The organism is Streptomyces sp. NPDC050759 (genome assembly GCF_044456945.1).
GTDB lineage: Bacteria > Actinomycetota > Actinomycetes > Streptomycetales > Streptomycetaceae > Streptomyces.
The window spans coordinates 58271-72398 of record NZ_JBITGI010000007.1 but is presented as its reverse complement, the minus strand read 5'-3'; the positions used below and the strand labels follow the sequence as shown (position 1 = coordinate 72398).

Sequence of the window (14128 nt, the reverse complement as noted above, 5' to 3'; positions counted from 1 at the left end):
TACAGGGTCAGGCGGGAGGCTCCTTGATGTCGGACGGTTCCTGCGGCTTGACCTCGTTGAGGCGGTGGCAGAAGTCGCGTGGACAGACGGCGTGGCGGGAGCGCATGAGGGAACCCAGCGGGCGGTGGGCCTCCAGGGCGTGCCGCGCGTTGAAAGACAGCACGTCGTCGGTGTAGCGGCGGCGCGGCGTCACTGTAGACGTCCTGGGCGGGCAGGTGGAGCACGGCCACGACCTCGTGGCGCGACAGTTCCTCGGGCAGCAGGACCGATATCGCGCAGGCTCGCCTCGTCTCCACGGGTCGGCCGGTGGGTGTCTTGACGTTCGCCCGCGGGGGCGCGGCGGAGATTTGGCGAAGGGTCGACGTGGCGCAGGGCGGCCATGCAGCGGAAGGTCTCGCCGAGGATGTGATAGCTGGCAGCGGCCAGGGTCCTGACCGCCGGTGGGAGCGGGCTCCGACACGGGCAGGGCCTTGGCGACGGCGAGGTTCACGCCCATGGCGACATGGCCGGGCTCGTGCCGGGTGACGGCGACCGGGGCTTCCGGTGCGAGCGTTCGCCTGTCGCGAGGGCGCAGCCGCAGGGTGAAGCCGGACGGCTTGAACGTCAGTGCTTCCTCGACGTGCGGCTGGTAGTCGCCCGGATCGGAGAACGCGAACCTCCGCAGGATCAGGGCGAGGGCGAGCCGGCCTCGGTGAGCGCGAACTGCCGCCTGATGCAGGCCCGTTCACCCGAACCGAAGGGCCGCTAAGCGTACGGGTGGTGCTGGGCCCTGTACTCAGGCAGCCAGCCGTCGATGTCGAACTCTTCGGGCTGCTCCCACGCCTTGGAACCGGGGTGCGAGGATGTGGTTCATCAGTCACTCCTGCGAGCCGACTGGTCCACGACACACCGGTCGGGATGGGGCGGACCGTGTGGTCCGCCCCATCCGCCTGGCTCGTCCTTGTCATCAATCGCACCGCCGTGGTCGCCGCAGCGGCTACGGTGCGCAGCGCGCCATCCGGTCGCGCACAGAGGTGGCTCGTTGGACCAGCGCGTACGAGCGTGCCGTCTGGCGCATAACCAGCGTCTGCAGGGCCAGTTGGAGCCCTCTGTCGACATCGGCTCCCGTGGTGAGCCAGAAGTCGGCCGCGTGATCTGCGTAGGCTTCCGGGTGCCGCAGAACCAACTCGTCGTAACGCGCTGCCGCGCAGTCGCGCCACGAATTGGCCTCTTGGTGGTGGCCGACCGCTCTCAGGGTGAGTGCCAATTGGGAGGAGTACTCCGGATCGTCGCTCGTCTTCACCAGGGGGCGCAGGCGGGCGACGGCGGCCTCGGGGTCTCCCAGGAGGAGGTCGACCTCGGCGAGGTGGCCGGCGGCCGGGGCGTAGCCCGGCACCCGGCGCCGGGCCGCGTCGAACCACGACCGGGCCGCAGGCTGGTCGCCCTCGCGCATCCACATCACGCCACGCCGGAAGTCCAGTTGCGCGAGAGGAAAGGGCGAGACACCCCGGTGGCTGCGTCGTGCCTCGCCGAACAGGCGCTCGGCCTCGATGATCTCCCCCCGCTCTGCCTGGAGTACGGCCAGGGTCCCCAGCATCGTGAAGTCGGACTGGAGGGGGGCCGCTCTCCTGAGCAGGGTCTGGGCTTCGGCGTAGCAGCCGACCGCCTGCAGGATCGCGGCCCGTTCTCCGTCCACAGTGGCCTGCGCCGCGCCTGCTCGACCCGCTGCGTCGAGGTCGGCCATGGCCTCGGCGAAGCGATGCAGGGTCGCCCGCGTCCGAGCCCGGGCCAGCAGGGCGGTGCTGTCCTCGGGCTCGTCGCGCACCAGTTGTTCGGCGAGCTGCGCGGCATGTTCGTAGTCGGCGACGCGACCCAGGAGGTGACCGCGCAGGGTGAGCAGGTCGACCAGAACCGCACTTTGTGCGACCGCGAAGTGGGTGGCGGGGCCCGCCCGGTGTCCTTGCGCCTTCAGGCTGTCGATCTGGGCCGACAGGTTGACCAGGGCTATGGTGCCGTTCGTCGTGACCGGCTCGTGGTCGCCCCGGACGGGCTGGGTCGTCATGCTGCTTCCTTCTCCGGCTCCGGCGGCGCCGAGACTGCGGCGAGCAAGGTCATGATGTCCGGCGGGGTCGGGTTCGGGGCCACCAGGTAGGGGAACTCGTGCGTGGCCGGCTGGGTCGCATGGTCGACGCCGTCACTGATGCGGGGGCCGGCGACGCCGTTGACGAGGAGCGTGTAGAGGGTGTCGACGATGTCGTCGTTGGGTGCCCGGCCGCCGCAGGTGGTGTGTTCGCGTCCGGCGAGCAGGGCGGTCTCGATCTCGAAGCAGCTGTTCTCGGAGAAGGGCTTCGAGACGTCGACGACGAGGAAGTCGGCCAGGAGCAGCTCGGTCAGCGGGTGCGCGCCCTCATCGTCCAGCGGCCAGACGCTCTCCCCCTCGAGGCGGTCGAAGAAGGCCAGATTGGCGTTGAACCGCGCGCGGTAGGCCCCGGCGTAGTCCTGCCGGACGGCGAAGGCGTCCTCCTCGTTGTAGAGGTCGCGGACGTCGATGTCGCTGTTGACGGGGTCGAACTTCTTGCTCGCGAGGATGACGTTCTTGATCTCCGGCCGGCCCACACGCTCCAGCCGGACAGGGCGTCCGCCGGAGGTCACGGTCTCACCCACGATGCCGAACAGGGGGCCGGCGTCCGGGCCGAACACGGCCTCGGTGTCGACCTCGATGACGATGCTCAGAACGTTCATGCCGTGCACGGGGTTGGCCGCGTCGGGCTGGAAGGCCAGTTTCTCCGTGGCGTCCGTGGCCACGACGCCCGCGAGGTTTATGAAGAACGGGTCGAGCCGTGGCCCGGCGAAGATCCTCAGCCCCTCTGCCTCGGTGGGCGTCTCGTCGCTGACGGGGAAGAGGATGTGTTCACCGTTCGGTGTCTTGCAGGTGCCTGTCTGCAACGGCTCGTCGCCGCTGGGGCCCTGGATAGGGGCGGCGAAGGTGAAGTCGAAGGCGTACTCGGTGTCGCCGACACTGAACGCGACTCCTTCGACCGCCCGCGTGATCGGCCGGACCCGCAGGCGGTAGGTGATCGCGTCGGAGAACAGCGCCGTGGGAGCGGCGGCCGGGAACGCGTCGAGGACGATCACCAGACGGCCGGGCCTCTCCGGGCTGGGGAAGGCGAAGACGTCGGTGACGTCGGACGCGGGATCGAAGAGGATGCGCGGTCCGGAGAAGTGATCCGCCATGAAGAACTCCTTGGTCTTGAAGGTGTCAGGGGTGTCAGGTTTCGAGGTCGGCGATCCAGCGCAGAGCGCGCAGGCCGAGCAGGAAGCAGTACTCGCCTCGGTTGACGACGAAGGCCGGCAGTCCTTGGAAGCGGCGGCGGATCGGCTTGCGGGGGAGGGCGCACTGGCCCTTGTCCTTCCCGCTGACCAGCAAGTCCTTCTCCGCGGGAGTGCCGATGAACTCCTCGAGAACGCTGCGAGCCGTAGAAGACGGTCGGCCGTGGAGTGGTACGGGGGGTCGGCGGCGACGCGGTCGATCGGCAGCAGCGTCCCATCAAGGATTCACGAACGTCTGCCTGGGCGCGCAAGTTGGCCACTTCGAGCCACCGACAGCGGTGCCTGCCGGCATTGCATGCTGGCAGGCACCGACCGGATACGGGCTACGCCCTAACCGTAAAGGTTTGTGTGCTCTCGTTCATCGCATTCGCTGGAATGTAGTAGTCGCCGGAGGTTTTGGGAGTCTGCCACCACGGCGGTTCCGTACGAACCGTTACCTTCTCGCCAATCTTCCACCACCACCAGCCGGTGTCGCACTTTCCCGGTTCGATATAGGGCCCGGTGTACGTCACCTGATAGTTATTCTGGTTCAAACCATCGATGAAGTACCACCGTCCCTTGTCCGTCGCATTGCAGACCTGCATGTGCACCGACGGATAGCCCCTTGCGGCCTGGGCGGTTCCGGACATCGCCAGACCGACGAGGCTGGCTGAAGCCAGGGCGACCATTGCGGTCTTACGCCAAATGCTAACCATTGGACTGTCACCACCTTTTCTTAGGTTGTTATCAACGACACTTAGCGCATGAAATCTCAGCTGCGAGTGGAGGGCTGAGGACTGGGCAGAGAACGCGGGCCAGGCGGGCCCGCGCAACAGCGTGTACAGGGCTCGAACCGCTGCCACCCCAGCGCCATGTTGACGATTGAATCGTTGCTGATGATCTCATCATTTGTCAACGGACGGTCGGGCGGCGGATGGTGAAGATCATGTGCTGGTTCCGGGTGGCTGCAGGGTCTCGTCGTTGAGCGAGCGACCGCTTGCTCAAGCCCGTCCGAGCGCCGAACTTGTGTGTGGTTGCCGGGCCGATGAGCCGGGATGTACGGCCACGGCGGATCACCATGTACGGCGAGCCGGCGAAGGTGCCGCGCCGTCACAGTTCGCTCTCGGCGCGCGCGGCGACCTGGAACCCGAAGTCCCGGGCGAAGACCTCGGCTCGGTCCACATCAGGCTTCTCGAACTCCAGCCAGACCAGGCCCGGCACCTTGATCAAGGGGTTCCGCGACCGCCCGGGGTGCTCGCCGCGCAGGGCGCTTCGTTGTGGAGGTCCTGGTGGGCCGTCTTGACATCGGTCCCGTGGGGGTGTTTCAGGCAGGGTGTCCGAGCAACATCGCCTGAGGAAACATCGACTATGACAGTTCTGTCGGCAAGGTGTTCGCGAGAAGAAATGATGGATGCATCAGAGATGCTATCGCCATCGTCCCGGCGGTTAGAATCAGCGCATGCCTACGACAGCCCCGCCCAGCAACCGGTTCGAGCGGCGCCGCGCCGAGACCCGTGGCGCGCTCATTCGCGCCGCCCGGCAGATACTCGCCGAGACCGGTGACACCGGCGCCAGCATCCAGGCGATCGCCGAGCGCGCCGACGTCGGCTTCGGCTCCTTCTACAACCACTTCCAGTCCAAGACTGAGCTGTTCGAGGCCGCGGTGGTCGACGCCCTGGAGGAGTTCGGCCAGAGCTTCGACAAGCGCCTGGCCGGGATCGATGACCCGGCGGAACTCGTCGCGACGGGCTTCCGGCTCAGCGCCCGCATGGCCGACTCCCACCCGGAACTGATGCAGGTTCTGCGCCGCCGGGGCCTGGGCCACATCCACTCGGACAACGGCCTGGCCCGGCGGGCACTGCGTGACGTGGAGGTGGGCATGGCCTCCGGCCGCTTCACCCCCGTGAACCCGACGGTCGCCCTGTCCGCACTGGGTGGAACCCTGCTGTCCCTGGTGGAGCTCAGGTTCGCCCGCCCCGAACTGGACGGCGACGAAGCCGCGGTCGACCTGGCAGAGATGGTCCTGCGCATGCTGGGCGTGCCACCGGACGACGCCCACGAGGTCGCCCGCCGCCCCCTGCCCGACCCCGCCTGACCCACCCTGCTACGCGGTGGCCGCGGAGCCCGGCCGGAAGGTGACCGACCGGCCGGTGAAGTCGGCCTCGATCCCGTCGCGCGTGGGAGTGACGGACCGCAGACGCAGCCCCGCGGGGACGTTCTCCAGCGGAACCGGCTCTTCCAGGGCCTTGTTCAGCAGGGCCGTCAGCGAAGCAGGCAGCTCGCCCCGAACGGGGCGGACATCCGTGAAGGCGATGCGGTTGCCCCTCGCCGCCGAGACAGCCGCGCTCACGGTCACGTCGCCGGCGAGCGGCATGGTGGCCGTCGCGTTGATCCGCCCCGCCTCGTTTCCCTGCGATGTCCGAACGCCGAGCGCGTTCGACACGTCGTCGTACGACAGGAACGCCGTGGCCTCGACACTGCGGGCGTGGGCCTCATCGGCGCTCCCCGAGGTCCTGAGTCCGTCGAGGCCGACGGTCAGTTTCGTCACCGGCAGAGGACGTGTCGTTCCGTTCGCCGGTATGTCATGGGCGGTCAGGTCGACGTGGTCGAGGCTGCTCCCGGCTAGCTGGGTCAGTACGGGGAAACCACTGACGTGCACGGTAGGGCGGTCCGCGGTTGCCATGCCGTCCTGAAACGCCGCGGCTATACGGCTCTCCGCGTGAGCCGCCACGATGCGGTCGACCGCGACGCTGCCGATCAGTGCTGCCGCCAGGGACGCGGCGACCAGTCGGCGCCGCCTCCTCGCGGCCGGGAGGCCTATGTGCACGGGGGTGTCTCGGTGGTAGGGATTGCCGACGAATGCGCCGTCGGGCCGGGGCCGGTCCATGGGAGTCCTCTCTGGAGGGGTGTCGAGAAGTTCAAGAAGGGCGCGTCCGGGACCTGCGCGCCGGCGCCCTCGGCCCCGAGGAGCTCGCGAACGCGGTCGGCGGCGCGGTCGCTTTCCACGCCCATCGCGATAAGGGCGGCGGTCGCGGTGTGCGTGCCGTCGTCGACCCAGGTCCCGGCGTTCACGCACTCCAGGAGTCCCAGCAGGTGCCCCTCCAGTGCTCGGCTCAGAGGTCCGGGCGGAACGCTGGTGTGGAAGACCCCCTGTCGCTGCCCTTGTGCGATGATCGCCGCCGCCGTCTCACGCGCGGGGGCCAGGACCGTGTCGACCCGCTCGGCCCCGAGGTCCTGGGGGGCGAGGCGCAGCAGCATGCGATAGCGGTCGCCGACGGGCCACACGGCGAGGACGAAGCGCGCAAGGGCCGTGTCGGCGTCCGCCGCGGGCACCTGCTGTGCCTTCAGTGCCTGTCGCAGAGTCTGCGAGGCGTCCTGCACCAGTCCCTCGACGAGCGCGGCACGGCCGTTGAAGTGGCCGTACACCGTGCGGCGCACCACGCCCGCAGCCTCGGCGATGTCACCGAGGCTGCTGTCGGGGTCACGGCCCAGTTGCTGCCTGGCCGCATCGAGGATGCGGGCCCGCGTGATGCGGGTCCGACTGTGCCCTGGGGTGTCTGCGGCGGGTGCGCGGGACATGACGGGACCTCCAGTCGACGAGGGAGCACACCCCGATAGTTGCACATTGGCGAGCAACTAACTAGTCTGCACATCAGTGGGCAATTAACGTGCCCTGGCGGCGCTTCGCAGGCCGACGGCCGCGCCGTGCACCGCCCACTCCGATGCATTCACCCGGAAGCCTCACCGCTTCACCTCCTGCCGAGGAGCCACCGATGCCGCTTTTTGTGAAGACACCCGCCGAGAAGATGACCGAGCCCTATCCACGGCGGTGGTGGGCCCTGCTGGTGCTCTGCCTGAGCCTGCTGATCGTGGTGATGGCGAACACCTCACTGGTTGTGGCCGCCCCGGACCTGACGAAGGACCTGGGCCTGTCCAGCAGCGACCTGCAGTGGGTCATCGACGGCTACACCGTCCCCTACGCCGCGCTGATGCTGCTGCTCGGAGCGGTCGGTGACAGGTACAGCCGCCGCGGCGCGCTGGTCCTGGGCCTGCTGATCTTCGCCGGCGGTTCGGTGATGGGCGGCCTGGTCGACGAGACCGCCCTGGTCATCACTGCCCGCGCGATCATGGGTGTCGGTGCTGCCGTGGTCATGCCGGCCACCCTTTCCCTGCTCGTGGCGATCTTCCCGAGGGCGGAGCGAGCCAAGGCCATCACGGCCTGGAGCGCCACCTCCGGCCTTGCCATCGCCGCAGGCCCGCTCGCCGCGGGATGGCTGCTGGAGGACCACGCCTGGGGCTCCACCTTCCTGATGAACGTCCCCCTCGCGCTCGTCGGCGTCGTCGGCGCGCTGCTGCTGGTGCCGCCGTCCAGGGCGGAGAGCATGGGCCGCATCGACTACGTCGGTGGTCTGCTGTCGATCGTCGCGGTCGGCTGCCTGGTCTACGCGACCATCGAGGGTCCGCACTTCGGCTGGGGTGCCGGCCCGATCACCGCGGCCGTGGTTGCCGGCGTCGGTCTGCTGGCCTTCGTCGCCTGGGAGCTGCGCCACCCCAACCCCATGCTGGACGTGCGCAAGTTCAAGGAGCGTCCTTTCAACGGGTCGATGCTCGCGGTGCTGTTCTTCTTCTTCGGCACCTTCGGCTCGATCTACTACTCCACCCAGTTCCTGCAGTTCGTCCTCGGCTACAACGCGCTGGAGACCGGCATCCGGCTGCTGCCGCTGGCCGGAGCCGTGTTCGTCGGCGCCGCGGTCACCGGCAAGCTGGCCCCCAAGCTGGGCGTGAAGCTGATGGTCGGCACCGGCATGATCATCGGCACCGCGGGTGTCCTCCTGCTCACCCGGATCGAGTCGGGCTCCACCTACACCGACTTCCTGGCACCACTGCTGCTCCTCGGCTTCGCCATTGGGTTGAGCCTGTCACCGGCCACCGACACCATCATGGGTTCCTTCCCTGAGTCCGAGCTGGGCGTCGGCGGCGGCGCCAACGACACCGCCCTGGAACTCGGCTGCTCCCTGGGCATCGCCGTCCTCGGCTCGCTTCTGGCCACCTCGTACAAGGACAAGCTGACCGACCTGGTCGGTGGCCACCTCCCGGCCGCCGCGATGGACACCGCCAAGGATTCGGTGGGCGGCGGCATCGCGGTCGCCGAACAGGTCGCCAAAAATCCTCAGGGTGGCACCCAGCAGGCCCAAACTCTCCTCGGGGCGGTGCACGAGTCCTTCGCCCACGCCATCGCCCACACCAGTCTGATCGGCGGCATCATCATGGCCGCCGGGGCGCTGATCGTCATCGCCGTCCTGCCCGGCCGCAAGCACACCGGCAAGCACCGTCAGGAACACACGGCGAAGGCGCCGGAGGAGACCGTGGACGCCGCCTGAGCCTCACGGCATGAACGCGGCCTCGGACCGCAGACCGGAGGCCGGACACCCGTCCGGCCTCCTCCACCAGGGACGGGCCGTGCCTGAGCGGCGCACGGCCCCGGACGGTGCCGGAGCGGGGACATCCGGCACCGTCCCCGTTCACTGCTCGCAGCCGACTTCTTGCTGTGCGCATCCCAGCGCCTCGCTCGTAGCGCCCAGCTTCCTGCCGTGCTCGGCCCGCGGTCACCGTGCCTCAACCACGCTCTGCCGACGAGGTCCGGAACCGCGCTCTGCCCGGCTTCCTCATCTTCCTGCGAGCGGCCTCGCTGCTCTTGTCGGCTTTCTTGCCGACGCCCGGGTCCTGTCCGGAGACGGCTTCGGAGCCCAGGGGGCCTCCGCGGACTCGACGGACCGCAGTCCGACAGCCGGGCCGTGGCTCAGCCCCCGGTGCCCACTTCCGAGGCGACCGCGGCCGCCGCGTCCTCTGCCACGGCACACGCCCGCTTCTCCGGTACCCCGGCCGCGATGAGCGTGGCGATCGCCACCTGAGTGCCGTCGTCCTCGAGTACCCCGGTGTTGATCTCTTCCAGCAGGGCGACCGTCATCCCTTCCAGGCCGGCGCTGAGCGCCGCGGGCGGTAGATGGGAGTGGAAGACACCAGCCCGCTGTCCCCGCTCCAGGATGGCTGTGACCTTGGCACGGGCGGGCTCGAGGATCTCAGCGACACGTTCTCGGCCCAGGTCCCGCTGGGCGAGCGCCAGGAGCATCCGGTATCGGTCACCCACCGGCCACATCGACAACGAGAAGTACGCAAGCGCCAGCTCGGGTGACTCCGTCGCCTTCGTTTCGACCGCCACAGCGGCTTGGAGAGCCTCGGCTGCCTCCTCGGCCAGGGCCTCCAGGAGCGCCGCCCGTCCGGGGAAGTGCCCGAAGAGAGTGCGCCGGACGACACCTGAGGCGCGAGCCAGCTCATCAAGGGTGATGTCGGGGTTGCGTCCGAGCTCCTGGCGCGCGGTGGCCAGGATGCGCGCCCGGTTGGACCGTGCGTTGCGTCGCTGCGGAACGCGGCCGACGGGCTGGGACACGGAGGAAACCTCGAAGGGGCCGGACGGGAAACGGACAGCCCCATTCTGGCACGCGAACCGCAGCATGAGCCGGGGTTCGCGTGCCGAGAGCTTCCCTCCTGATCAGGCGGGAAGCTCCTTGATGTCGGAGGGCTCCTGTGGCTCGATGCCGTTGAAGCGGTGGCGGAAGTCGCTGGAGGCGGGTAGGCGGCGCGGCGCGACCGAATGATGGACCCCATTAGAGCCTTGCGTGTTTCGGCGCGGCGTCGTTCGAACCGGTTGCTGGGCGGGGCTGAGGTCGGTATCTGCCGAGCCCAACAACGATCGCGATCGTTACTACATCTATGACAGATTTATCAGTTTGCGTGGACTTTGGTATTGACGACGAGCTGGGCAATGTTGATCATTTCATCATTATGGAAATCTTCTTTGAGGACCATGTCCCGGACCCGATGCCCCGGTCACCGCGGGGCCGGGGCATCGGCTGGCACACCCCTGGCAGTCGGCGTTTCGACCATCGGCGCGATCCACGACCGATTCATGCTCGAGCACTTCACCGACGTCGACCTGGTCTCCTGCGAGGTCCAGACCGGCTGGGGCTCCCGTGCCGGCAGACGGGCCGGCCCGATGGAGCCCGCCCGTTACTCGTGGCCCCCTGGGCACCAACCCGTCTACCGCCAGGCTCCGCGAGGAGCTGCCTGAGATGTGCGGTGACAACGAACTCGCCCCGGCGCGGCTGCTGGGCCTGGTGAAAGTGACGAACTCATGAGCCCGAACGTCCGGCGCACGCCCGACGGCTGGTGGATGGTTTTGTGGCGAGTGAGCCTTCACTGGTGACACCGGAGTTCCGCCTCTCCGCCGACGAGGCACAGGACGCCGAGCGAGCACGCCGGGCGGCGCCTTGTGCCCACAGCCGCGGGTGAGCGTCGACTGGACCCTCGTCCGCCACCACGACGTACTCCCTCCCTCTTCACCGCGCTGACCAAAGTCCCGCCCGAGCCCTCAGTGCGCGCCGTCGCCGCGGGTCTCGGCGCGCGGATCATCCACGAGGGCTGACCGTGCTGCTGTGCCCCGACCGCGTCGTCTGGAGGTCCCGGTCGGCGGCAGGGAGCCGCTGCTGTGCTCGTCCCACCGTCTGATCCCCACCGCAAGCCCCCGCCCTCCGCTGAGGAGTACCACGCGATGACCCTGTCCCTCATCACGCCGTCCCCGGACCCCTTCTGGCTGTTCGACCCGGAGGCCACCACGACCAGCCGCATCGCGGAGTTCGGCCGCTGGGTCAACTGGCACCGGGGTGTCCACGTCGCTTTCGACCACACCGACTACCGCGCCCTGCACCGCTGGTCCGTGACCGACCTGGAGGGCTTCTGGAGCGCGGTGTGGGAGTACTTCGAGGTCGAGGCGGCCACGCCGTATGAGCAGGTGCTCGCCGAGGAGACGATGCCGGGCGCCCGCTGGTTCACCGGCGCCACTCTGAACTACGCCCACCACGCCCTGCGCCGGTTGCCGGACGACGCTCCGGCGATCCTCGCGCTGGACGAGACGGGCGCCGGCTACGAAGTGAGCGGCGGCCGTTTGCGCGCCGAGGTCGCCTCGGTCGCCGCGACCTTGCGCGACCTCGGCGTGGGATCGGGGGACCGGGTCGTCGGCTACCTGCCCAACACGCCACATGCGATCGTGGCCTTCCTGGCCGCCGCGAGCCTCGGCGCGGTGTGGTCGGTGTGCGGGCAGGACTACGCGTCCAAGGCGGCCGCGGACCGGTTCGCGCAGCTCCAACCCACCGTTCTGATCGCTTCCGACGGCTATCGCTTCAACAGCACGGTGCACGACCGCCGCGACGCCACCCTCGAACTGGCGGGTGCCCTGCCGACCTTGAAGGCCATGGTGGTCGTCGGTCATGTGGGCCTGCCCTGGCCCGAACGTGCCTACCCGTCCCTGGTGGTTTCTTGGGAGGACGCATCCACGCGTACCGAGGAACTCACCTGCGCGCCCGTCCCGTTCGATCACCCGCTGTGGGTGGTGTTCTCCTCCGGTACCACCGGCCTGCCCAAGGGCATCGTCCACGGTCACGGTGGCGTCCTGCTGGAACACCTGAAGACCCTGGGCCTCCAGTCCGACCTGGGTCCCGGCGATCGCCTCCTGTGGTACACCACCACCCACTGGATGATGTGGAATCTGGTCGCCTCCGCGCTGCTGACCGGTGCCACGACCTGTACGTACGACGGCAGCCCCGCCCCTTTGGCTCACCCTGACATCCTGTGGGAGCTGGCCGCACGGCATCGAGTCACCCTGTTCGGGACCAGTCCCCAGTACCTGCTGGGCATGGCCAAGTTCGCTATCGACCCGTCCGTGCACGACCTGTCGTCGATCCGCGCGATCGGCTGCACCGGCTCCACCCTGCCCGCCGCGGCGTACCCCTGGGTACGTGACCATGTCGGCCACATCCAGATCGCCTCGACCAGCGGTGGCACCGACGTCGTTTCGGGCTTCGCCGGAAGCGCACCCACCACACCCGTCTGGGCAGGGGAGTTGTCCGCCCCCAACCTCGGCGTGGCGCTGGCCGCGTACGACGCGGAGGGTCACCCGGTGGTCGACGAAGTCGGCGAGCTGGTCGTCACCCGCCCCATGCCGTCGATGCCGCTGTACTTCTGGAACGACCCCGACGGCACCCGCTACCACGAGGCCTACTTCTCCTCGTATCCCGGCGTGTGGCGGCACGGCGACTGGATCACCGTCACCTCCCACGGCTCGGTGATCGTCCACGGCCGCTCGGACTCCACCCTCAACCGCAACGGCGTACGCCTGGGCAGCGCCGACATCCACGACGCCGTCGAACACCTCCCGGAGATCACCGAAGCACTCGTCATCGGCGCCGAGGAACCCGACGGCGGCTACTGGATGCCGTTGTTCGTGGTCCTCGCGGCCGGAGTGACTCTGGACGACGCCCTGCGCGACGGGATTCGCGAAGCGATCCGGGCTGGCGCCTCACCCCGGCACGTCCCCGACGAAATCCTCGCCGTTCCGGGAATCCCGCACACGCGCACAGGCAAGAAACTCGAAGTCCCGGTCAAGCGTCTTCTCCAGGGCGCTTCCGTCGAGCAGGTGGTCAACCCCGCCGCTGTGGATGCCCCCGACCTCATCGACTACTTCGCCCGGCTGGGCACTGAGCGGCGGGCCGCTCAGGACACCAAGGAAACGCCGTGAGCCTCTCCGTCGGGGCATATCGCGTCATCGGCGCGTCGAAACCCCGCCAGGTGGGTCCTCATGCCCACGGGCGCCGCCCAGGTTGTCACCAGCGCCGCCACCACAGCGCAGCCGCTCGCCGACCGGAAACAATCGTCGAGGCTGCGACGAGCACAGGAAGCGTCGGCGTCACCGACCTGGCGCTGGTCTCGCCCATCACGGGACCTGGCCCCGTCGTCGCGCAAATGACGAACTCCCTCTCGCATGTCAGGGACACCGGCGGAAATCCAGAAACCGCGACGCTGGCGTTCTTCCGCAAAGCGTCGGGCTCGATCAGCGGTCGCATCGACGACGTGATCCGGCTCGGCCATGTATGGCTGTTGGACTGCGAGGTTGAAATCGGCCTCGTCATCGGCACGGAGATGCCGGTCGGCACGCAGATAAGCGAGGAGAACCGGGCGTCACATTCGGCTCGCGCACGACGAGTTCCCCCACCTGGCCCTGCGTGACCTCCTTGCCTCGTTCGTCGATGAGCCGCGCCTCGACACCGTCGATCGGAGTGCCGATCGAGCCGGGCTTACGTGTCCCGTCGACCGAGCCGAAGGTGACGAACGGCGAGGTCTCGGACAGCCCATAGCCCTCGGTGACCGGGCATCCGAAGACAGCCTCGACACGGTGCAGCACCGACTGCAGCTTCAGCGACATCGTCGAGGCCGCCGGCGTGGTGCGCCGTACCGTTTACGACCACTTCGTCGGCCGGTCCGTCCTGGTCGACGGGCTCGTCGCGGACGCCGCCGAGGCGCGGCGCCACAACCTGACGGCCGTAACGGTCCCCGGTCCTGACGCCCCACCCGACGCCACCCCCGCGATGGCACGCTTCACCCTGGCCATGTGGCCTGTCGACGACCGCTAGCGCACGCTGCTGCGACTGGCGCCCCAGGATCTGGGGGCGGAACGCGTGAACGAGGTCCTCGGCCCGCTCGGGACATGGCCTTGGCGATCACCGAGCGAGGGCAGCGGCAGGGGGTGCCCACACCAGCATCCCGCCCGAGCCGCTCAGCCGGGCCCTCGAAGGGCTGGTGCTGGCGCGATTGGAGTGAACGCCGGGACCTGGAGCGACGACGGCACACGGACCGCGACGGCTGCGCTGATCGCCATGGGAGTGGATGGCGACCTCGCCGCCGCACAGATCCGCAGGATCAGCCGTGCCTCATTCGTAGGAAGCGCTCC

General features: G+C 68.8%; 15 protein-coding genes and 1 pseudogene. 6 read left to right on the top strand and 10 right to left on the bottom strand.

Annotation, left to right across the window (positions count from 1 at the left end; genetic code table 11):
- Window positions 1-7: 7 nt before the first annotated feature.
- Window positions 8-193 carry a hypothetical protein gene (locus tag ACIBJB_RS21780; RefSeq protein WP_398932756.1) on the bottom strand — a complete coding sequence of 62 codons (186 nt, stop codon included), beginning with the start codon at window positions 191-193 and terminating at the stop codon, window positions 8-10.
- 309 nt (window positions 194-502) lie between these two features.
- On the opposite strand from ACIBJB_RS21780, the gene ACIBJB_RS21775 reads away from it, so the two are divergent.
- Complete coding sequence (locus ACIBJB_RS21775) at window positions 503-748, top strand: hypothetical protein (protein WP_398932755.1); 246 nt, start codon at window positions 503-505, stop codon at window positions 746-748.
- Between the two features lie 228 nt (window positions 749-976).
- Here the strand turns inward: ACIBJB_RS21775 and ACIBJB_RS21770 are convergent, their stop codons facing one another.
- From ACIBJB_RS21770 to ACIBJB_RS21750, 5 genes and pseudogenes are all read right to left on the bottom strand, one after another.
- Window positions 977-2041, bottom strand: a complete 1065-nt coding sequence (locus ACIBJB_RS21770; protein WP_398932754.1) for a hypothetical protein — start codon at window positions 2039-2041, stop codon at window positions 977-979.
- Complete coding sequence (locus ACIBJB_RS21765; protein WP_398932753.1) at window positions 2038-3213, bottom strand: DUF4331 family protein; 1176 nt, start codon at window positions 3211-3213, stop codon at window positions 2038-2040. The genes ACIBJB_RS21770 and ACIBJB_RS21765 overlap by 4 nt, the downstream gene beginning before the upstream one ends.
- A gap of 34 nt (window positions 3214-3247) precedes the next feature.
- On the bottom strand, window positions 3248-3406 hold the full coding sequence (locus ACIBJB_RS21760) for a hypothetical protein (RefSeq protein ID WP_398932752.1): 159 nt from the start codon (window positions 3404-3406) through the stop codon (window positions 3248-3250).
- Between the two features lie 226 nt (window positions 3407-3632).
- Complete coding sequence (locus tag ACIBJB_RS21755; protein WP_398932750.1) at window positions 3633-4004, bottom strand: hypothetical protein; 372 nt, start codon at window positions 4002-4004, stop codon at window positions 3633-3635.
- A gap of 319 nt (window positions 4005-4323) precedes the next feature.
- Window positions 4324-4616, bottom strand: a pseudogene (locus ACIBJB_RS21750) (2,3-dihydroxybiphenyl 1,2-dioxygenase); the annotation flags it as partial.
- Window positions 4617-4747: 131 nt separating this feature from the next.
- On the opposite strand from ACIBJB_RS21750, the gene ACIBJB_RS21745 reads away from it, so the two are divergent.
- Window positions 4748-5383 (top strand): TetR/AcrR family transcriptional regulator, encoded by a 636-nt coding sequence (locus ACIBJB_RS21745; RefSeq protein ID WP_398932748.1) that lies wholly within the window; start codon window positions 4748-4750, stop codon window positions 5381-5383.
- A gap of 9 nt (window positions 5384-5392) precedes the next feature.
- Here ACIBJB_RS21745 and ACIBJB_RS21740 read toward each other — a convergent pair whose 3' ends face one another.
- Both ACIBJB_RS21740 and ACIBJB_RS21735 read right to left on the bottom strand, forming a co-directional pair.
- The gene (locus tag ACIBJB_RS21740; RefSeq protein WP_398932747.1) at window positions 5393-6175 is read right to left on the bottom strand and encodes a DUF2993 domain-containing protein; all 783 of its coding nucleotides are present in this window, start codon (window positions 6173-6175) and stop codon (window positions 5393-5395) included.
- On the bottom strand, window positions 6106-6867 hold the full coding sequence (locus ACIBJB_RS21735; RefSeq protein ID WP_398932746.1) for a TetR/AcrR family transcriptional regulator: 762 nt from the start codon (window positions 6865-6867) through the stop codon (window positions 6106-6108). Before ACIBJB_RS21735 ends, ACIBJB_RS21740 begins: the two co-directional genes overlap by 70 nt.
- A gap of 194 nt (window positions 6868-7061) precedes the next feature.
- Between ACIBJB_RS21735 and ACIBJB_RS21730 the strand changes: the two genes are divergently transcribed.
- Window positions 7062-8669 (top strand): MFS transporter, encoded by a 1608-nt coding sequence (locus ACIBJB_RS21730; protein WP_398932745.1) that lies wholly within the window; start codon window positions 7062-7064, stop codon window positions 8667-8669.
- A 419-nt stretch (window positions 8670-9088) separates the two neighbouring features.
- Here ACIBJB_RS21730 and ACIBJB_RS21725 read toward each other — a convergent pair whose 3' ends face one another.
- Window positions 9089-9736, bottom strand: coding sequence for a TetR family transcriptional regulator (locus tag ACIBJB_RS21725; protein ID WP_398932744.1), 648 nt, complete (start codon window positions 9734-9736; stop codon window positions 9089-9091).
- A gap of 1161 nt (window positions 9737-10897) precedes the next feature.
- Here ACIBJB_RS21725 and ACIBJB_RS21720 point away from each other — a divergent pair.
- Together ACIBJB_RS21720 and ACIBJB_RS21715 are read left to right on the top strand one after the other, a co-directional pair.
- Window positions 10898-12919, top strand: coding sequence for an acetoacetate--CoA ligase (locus ACIBJB_RS21720; RefSeq protein WP_398932743.1), 2022 nt, complete (start codon window positions 10898-10900; stop codon window positions 12917-12919).
- Window positions 12916-13407: a hypothetical protein gene (locus ACIBJB_RS21715; RefSeq protein ID WP_398933052.1), complete on the top strand. Its 492-nt coding sequence runs from the start codon at window positions 12916-12918 to the stop codon at window positions 13405-13407. Before ACIBJB_RS21720 ends, ACIBJB_RS21715 begins: the two co-directional genes overlap by 4 nt.
- On the opposite strand, the gene ACIBJB_RS21710 is transcribed toward ACIBJB_RS21715, so the two are convergent.
- On the bottom strand, window positions 13307-13603 hold the full coding sequence (locus ACIBJB_RS21710; protein WP_398932742.1) for an AMP-binding protein: 297 nt from the start codon (window positions 13601-13603) through the stop codon (window positions 13307-13309). The two genes, ACIBJB_RS21715 and ACIBJB_RS21710, sit on opposite strands and share 101 nt — an antisense overlap.
- Here ACIBJB_RS21710 and ACIBJB_RS21705 point away from each other — a divergent pair.
- Window positions 13542-13811: a hypothetical protein gene (locus ACIBJB_RS21705; RefSeq protein ID WP_398933050.1), complete on the top strand. Its 270-nt coding sequence runs from the start codon at window positions 13542-13544 to the stop codon at window positions 13809-13811. The two genes, ACIBJB_RS21710 and ACIBJB_RS21705, sit on opposite strands and share 62 nt — an antisense overlap.
- Window positions 13812-14128: the final 317 nt, after the last annotated feature.

Bases quoted from the DNA above. Each gene is read 5' to 3' on its own strand.
- ACIBJB_RS21755 (WP_398932750.1), bottom strand. From the start codon at position 4,004: ATGGTTAGCATTTGGCGTAAGACCGCAATGGTCGCCCTGGCTTCAGCC.
- ACIBJB_RS21720 (WP_398932743.1), top strand. From the start codon at position 10,898: ATGACCCTGTCCCTCATCACGCCGTCCCCGGACCCCTTCTGGCTGTTC.
- ACIBJB_RS21775 (WP_398932755.1), top strand. From the start codon at position 503: ATGGCCGGGCTCGTGCCGGGTGACGGCGACCGGGGCTTCCGGTGCGAG.
- ACIBJB_RS21740 (WP_398932747.1), bottom strand. From the start codon at position 6,175: ATGGACCGGCCCCGGCCCGACGGCGCATTCGTCGGCAATCCCTACCAC.
- ACIBJB_RS21735 (WP_398932746.1), bottom strand. From the start codon at position 6,867: ATGTCCCGCGCACCCGCCGCAGACACCCCAGGGCACAGTCGGACCCGC.
- ACIBJB_RS21765 (WP_398932753.1), bottom strand. From the start codon at position 3,213: ATGGCGGATCACTTCTCCGGACCGCGCATCCTCTTCGATCCCGCGTCC.
- ACIBJB_RS21710 (WP_398932742.1), bottom strand. From the start codon at position 13,603: ATGTCGCTGAAGCTGCAGTCGGTGCTGCACCGTGTCGAGGCTGTCTTC.
- ACIBJB_RS21730 (WP_398932745.1), top strand. From the start codon at position 7,062: ATGCCGCTTTTTGTGAAGACACCCGCCGAGAAGATGACCGAGCCCTAT.
- ACIBJB_RS21770 (WP_398932754.1), bottom strand. From the start codon at position 2,041: ATGACGACCCAGCCCGTCCGGGGCGACCACGAGCCGGTCACGACGAAC.
- ACIBJB_RS21745 (WP_398932748.1), top strand. From the start codon at position 4,748: ATGCCTACGACAGCCCCGCCCAGCAACCGGTTCGAGCGGCGCCGCGCC.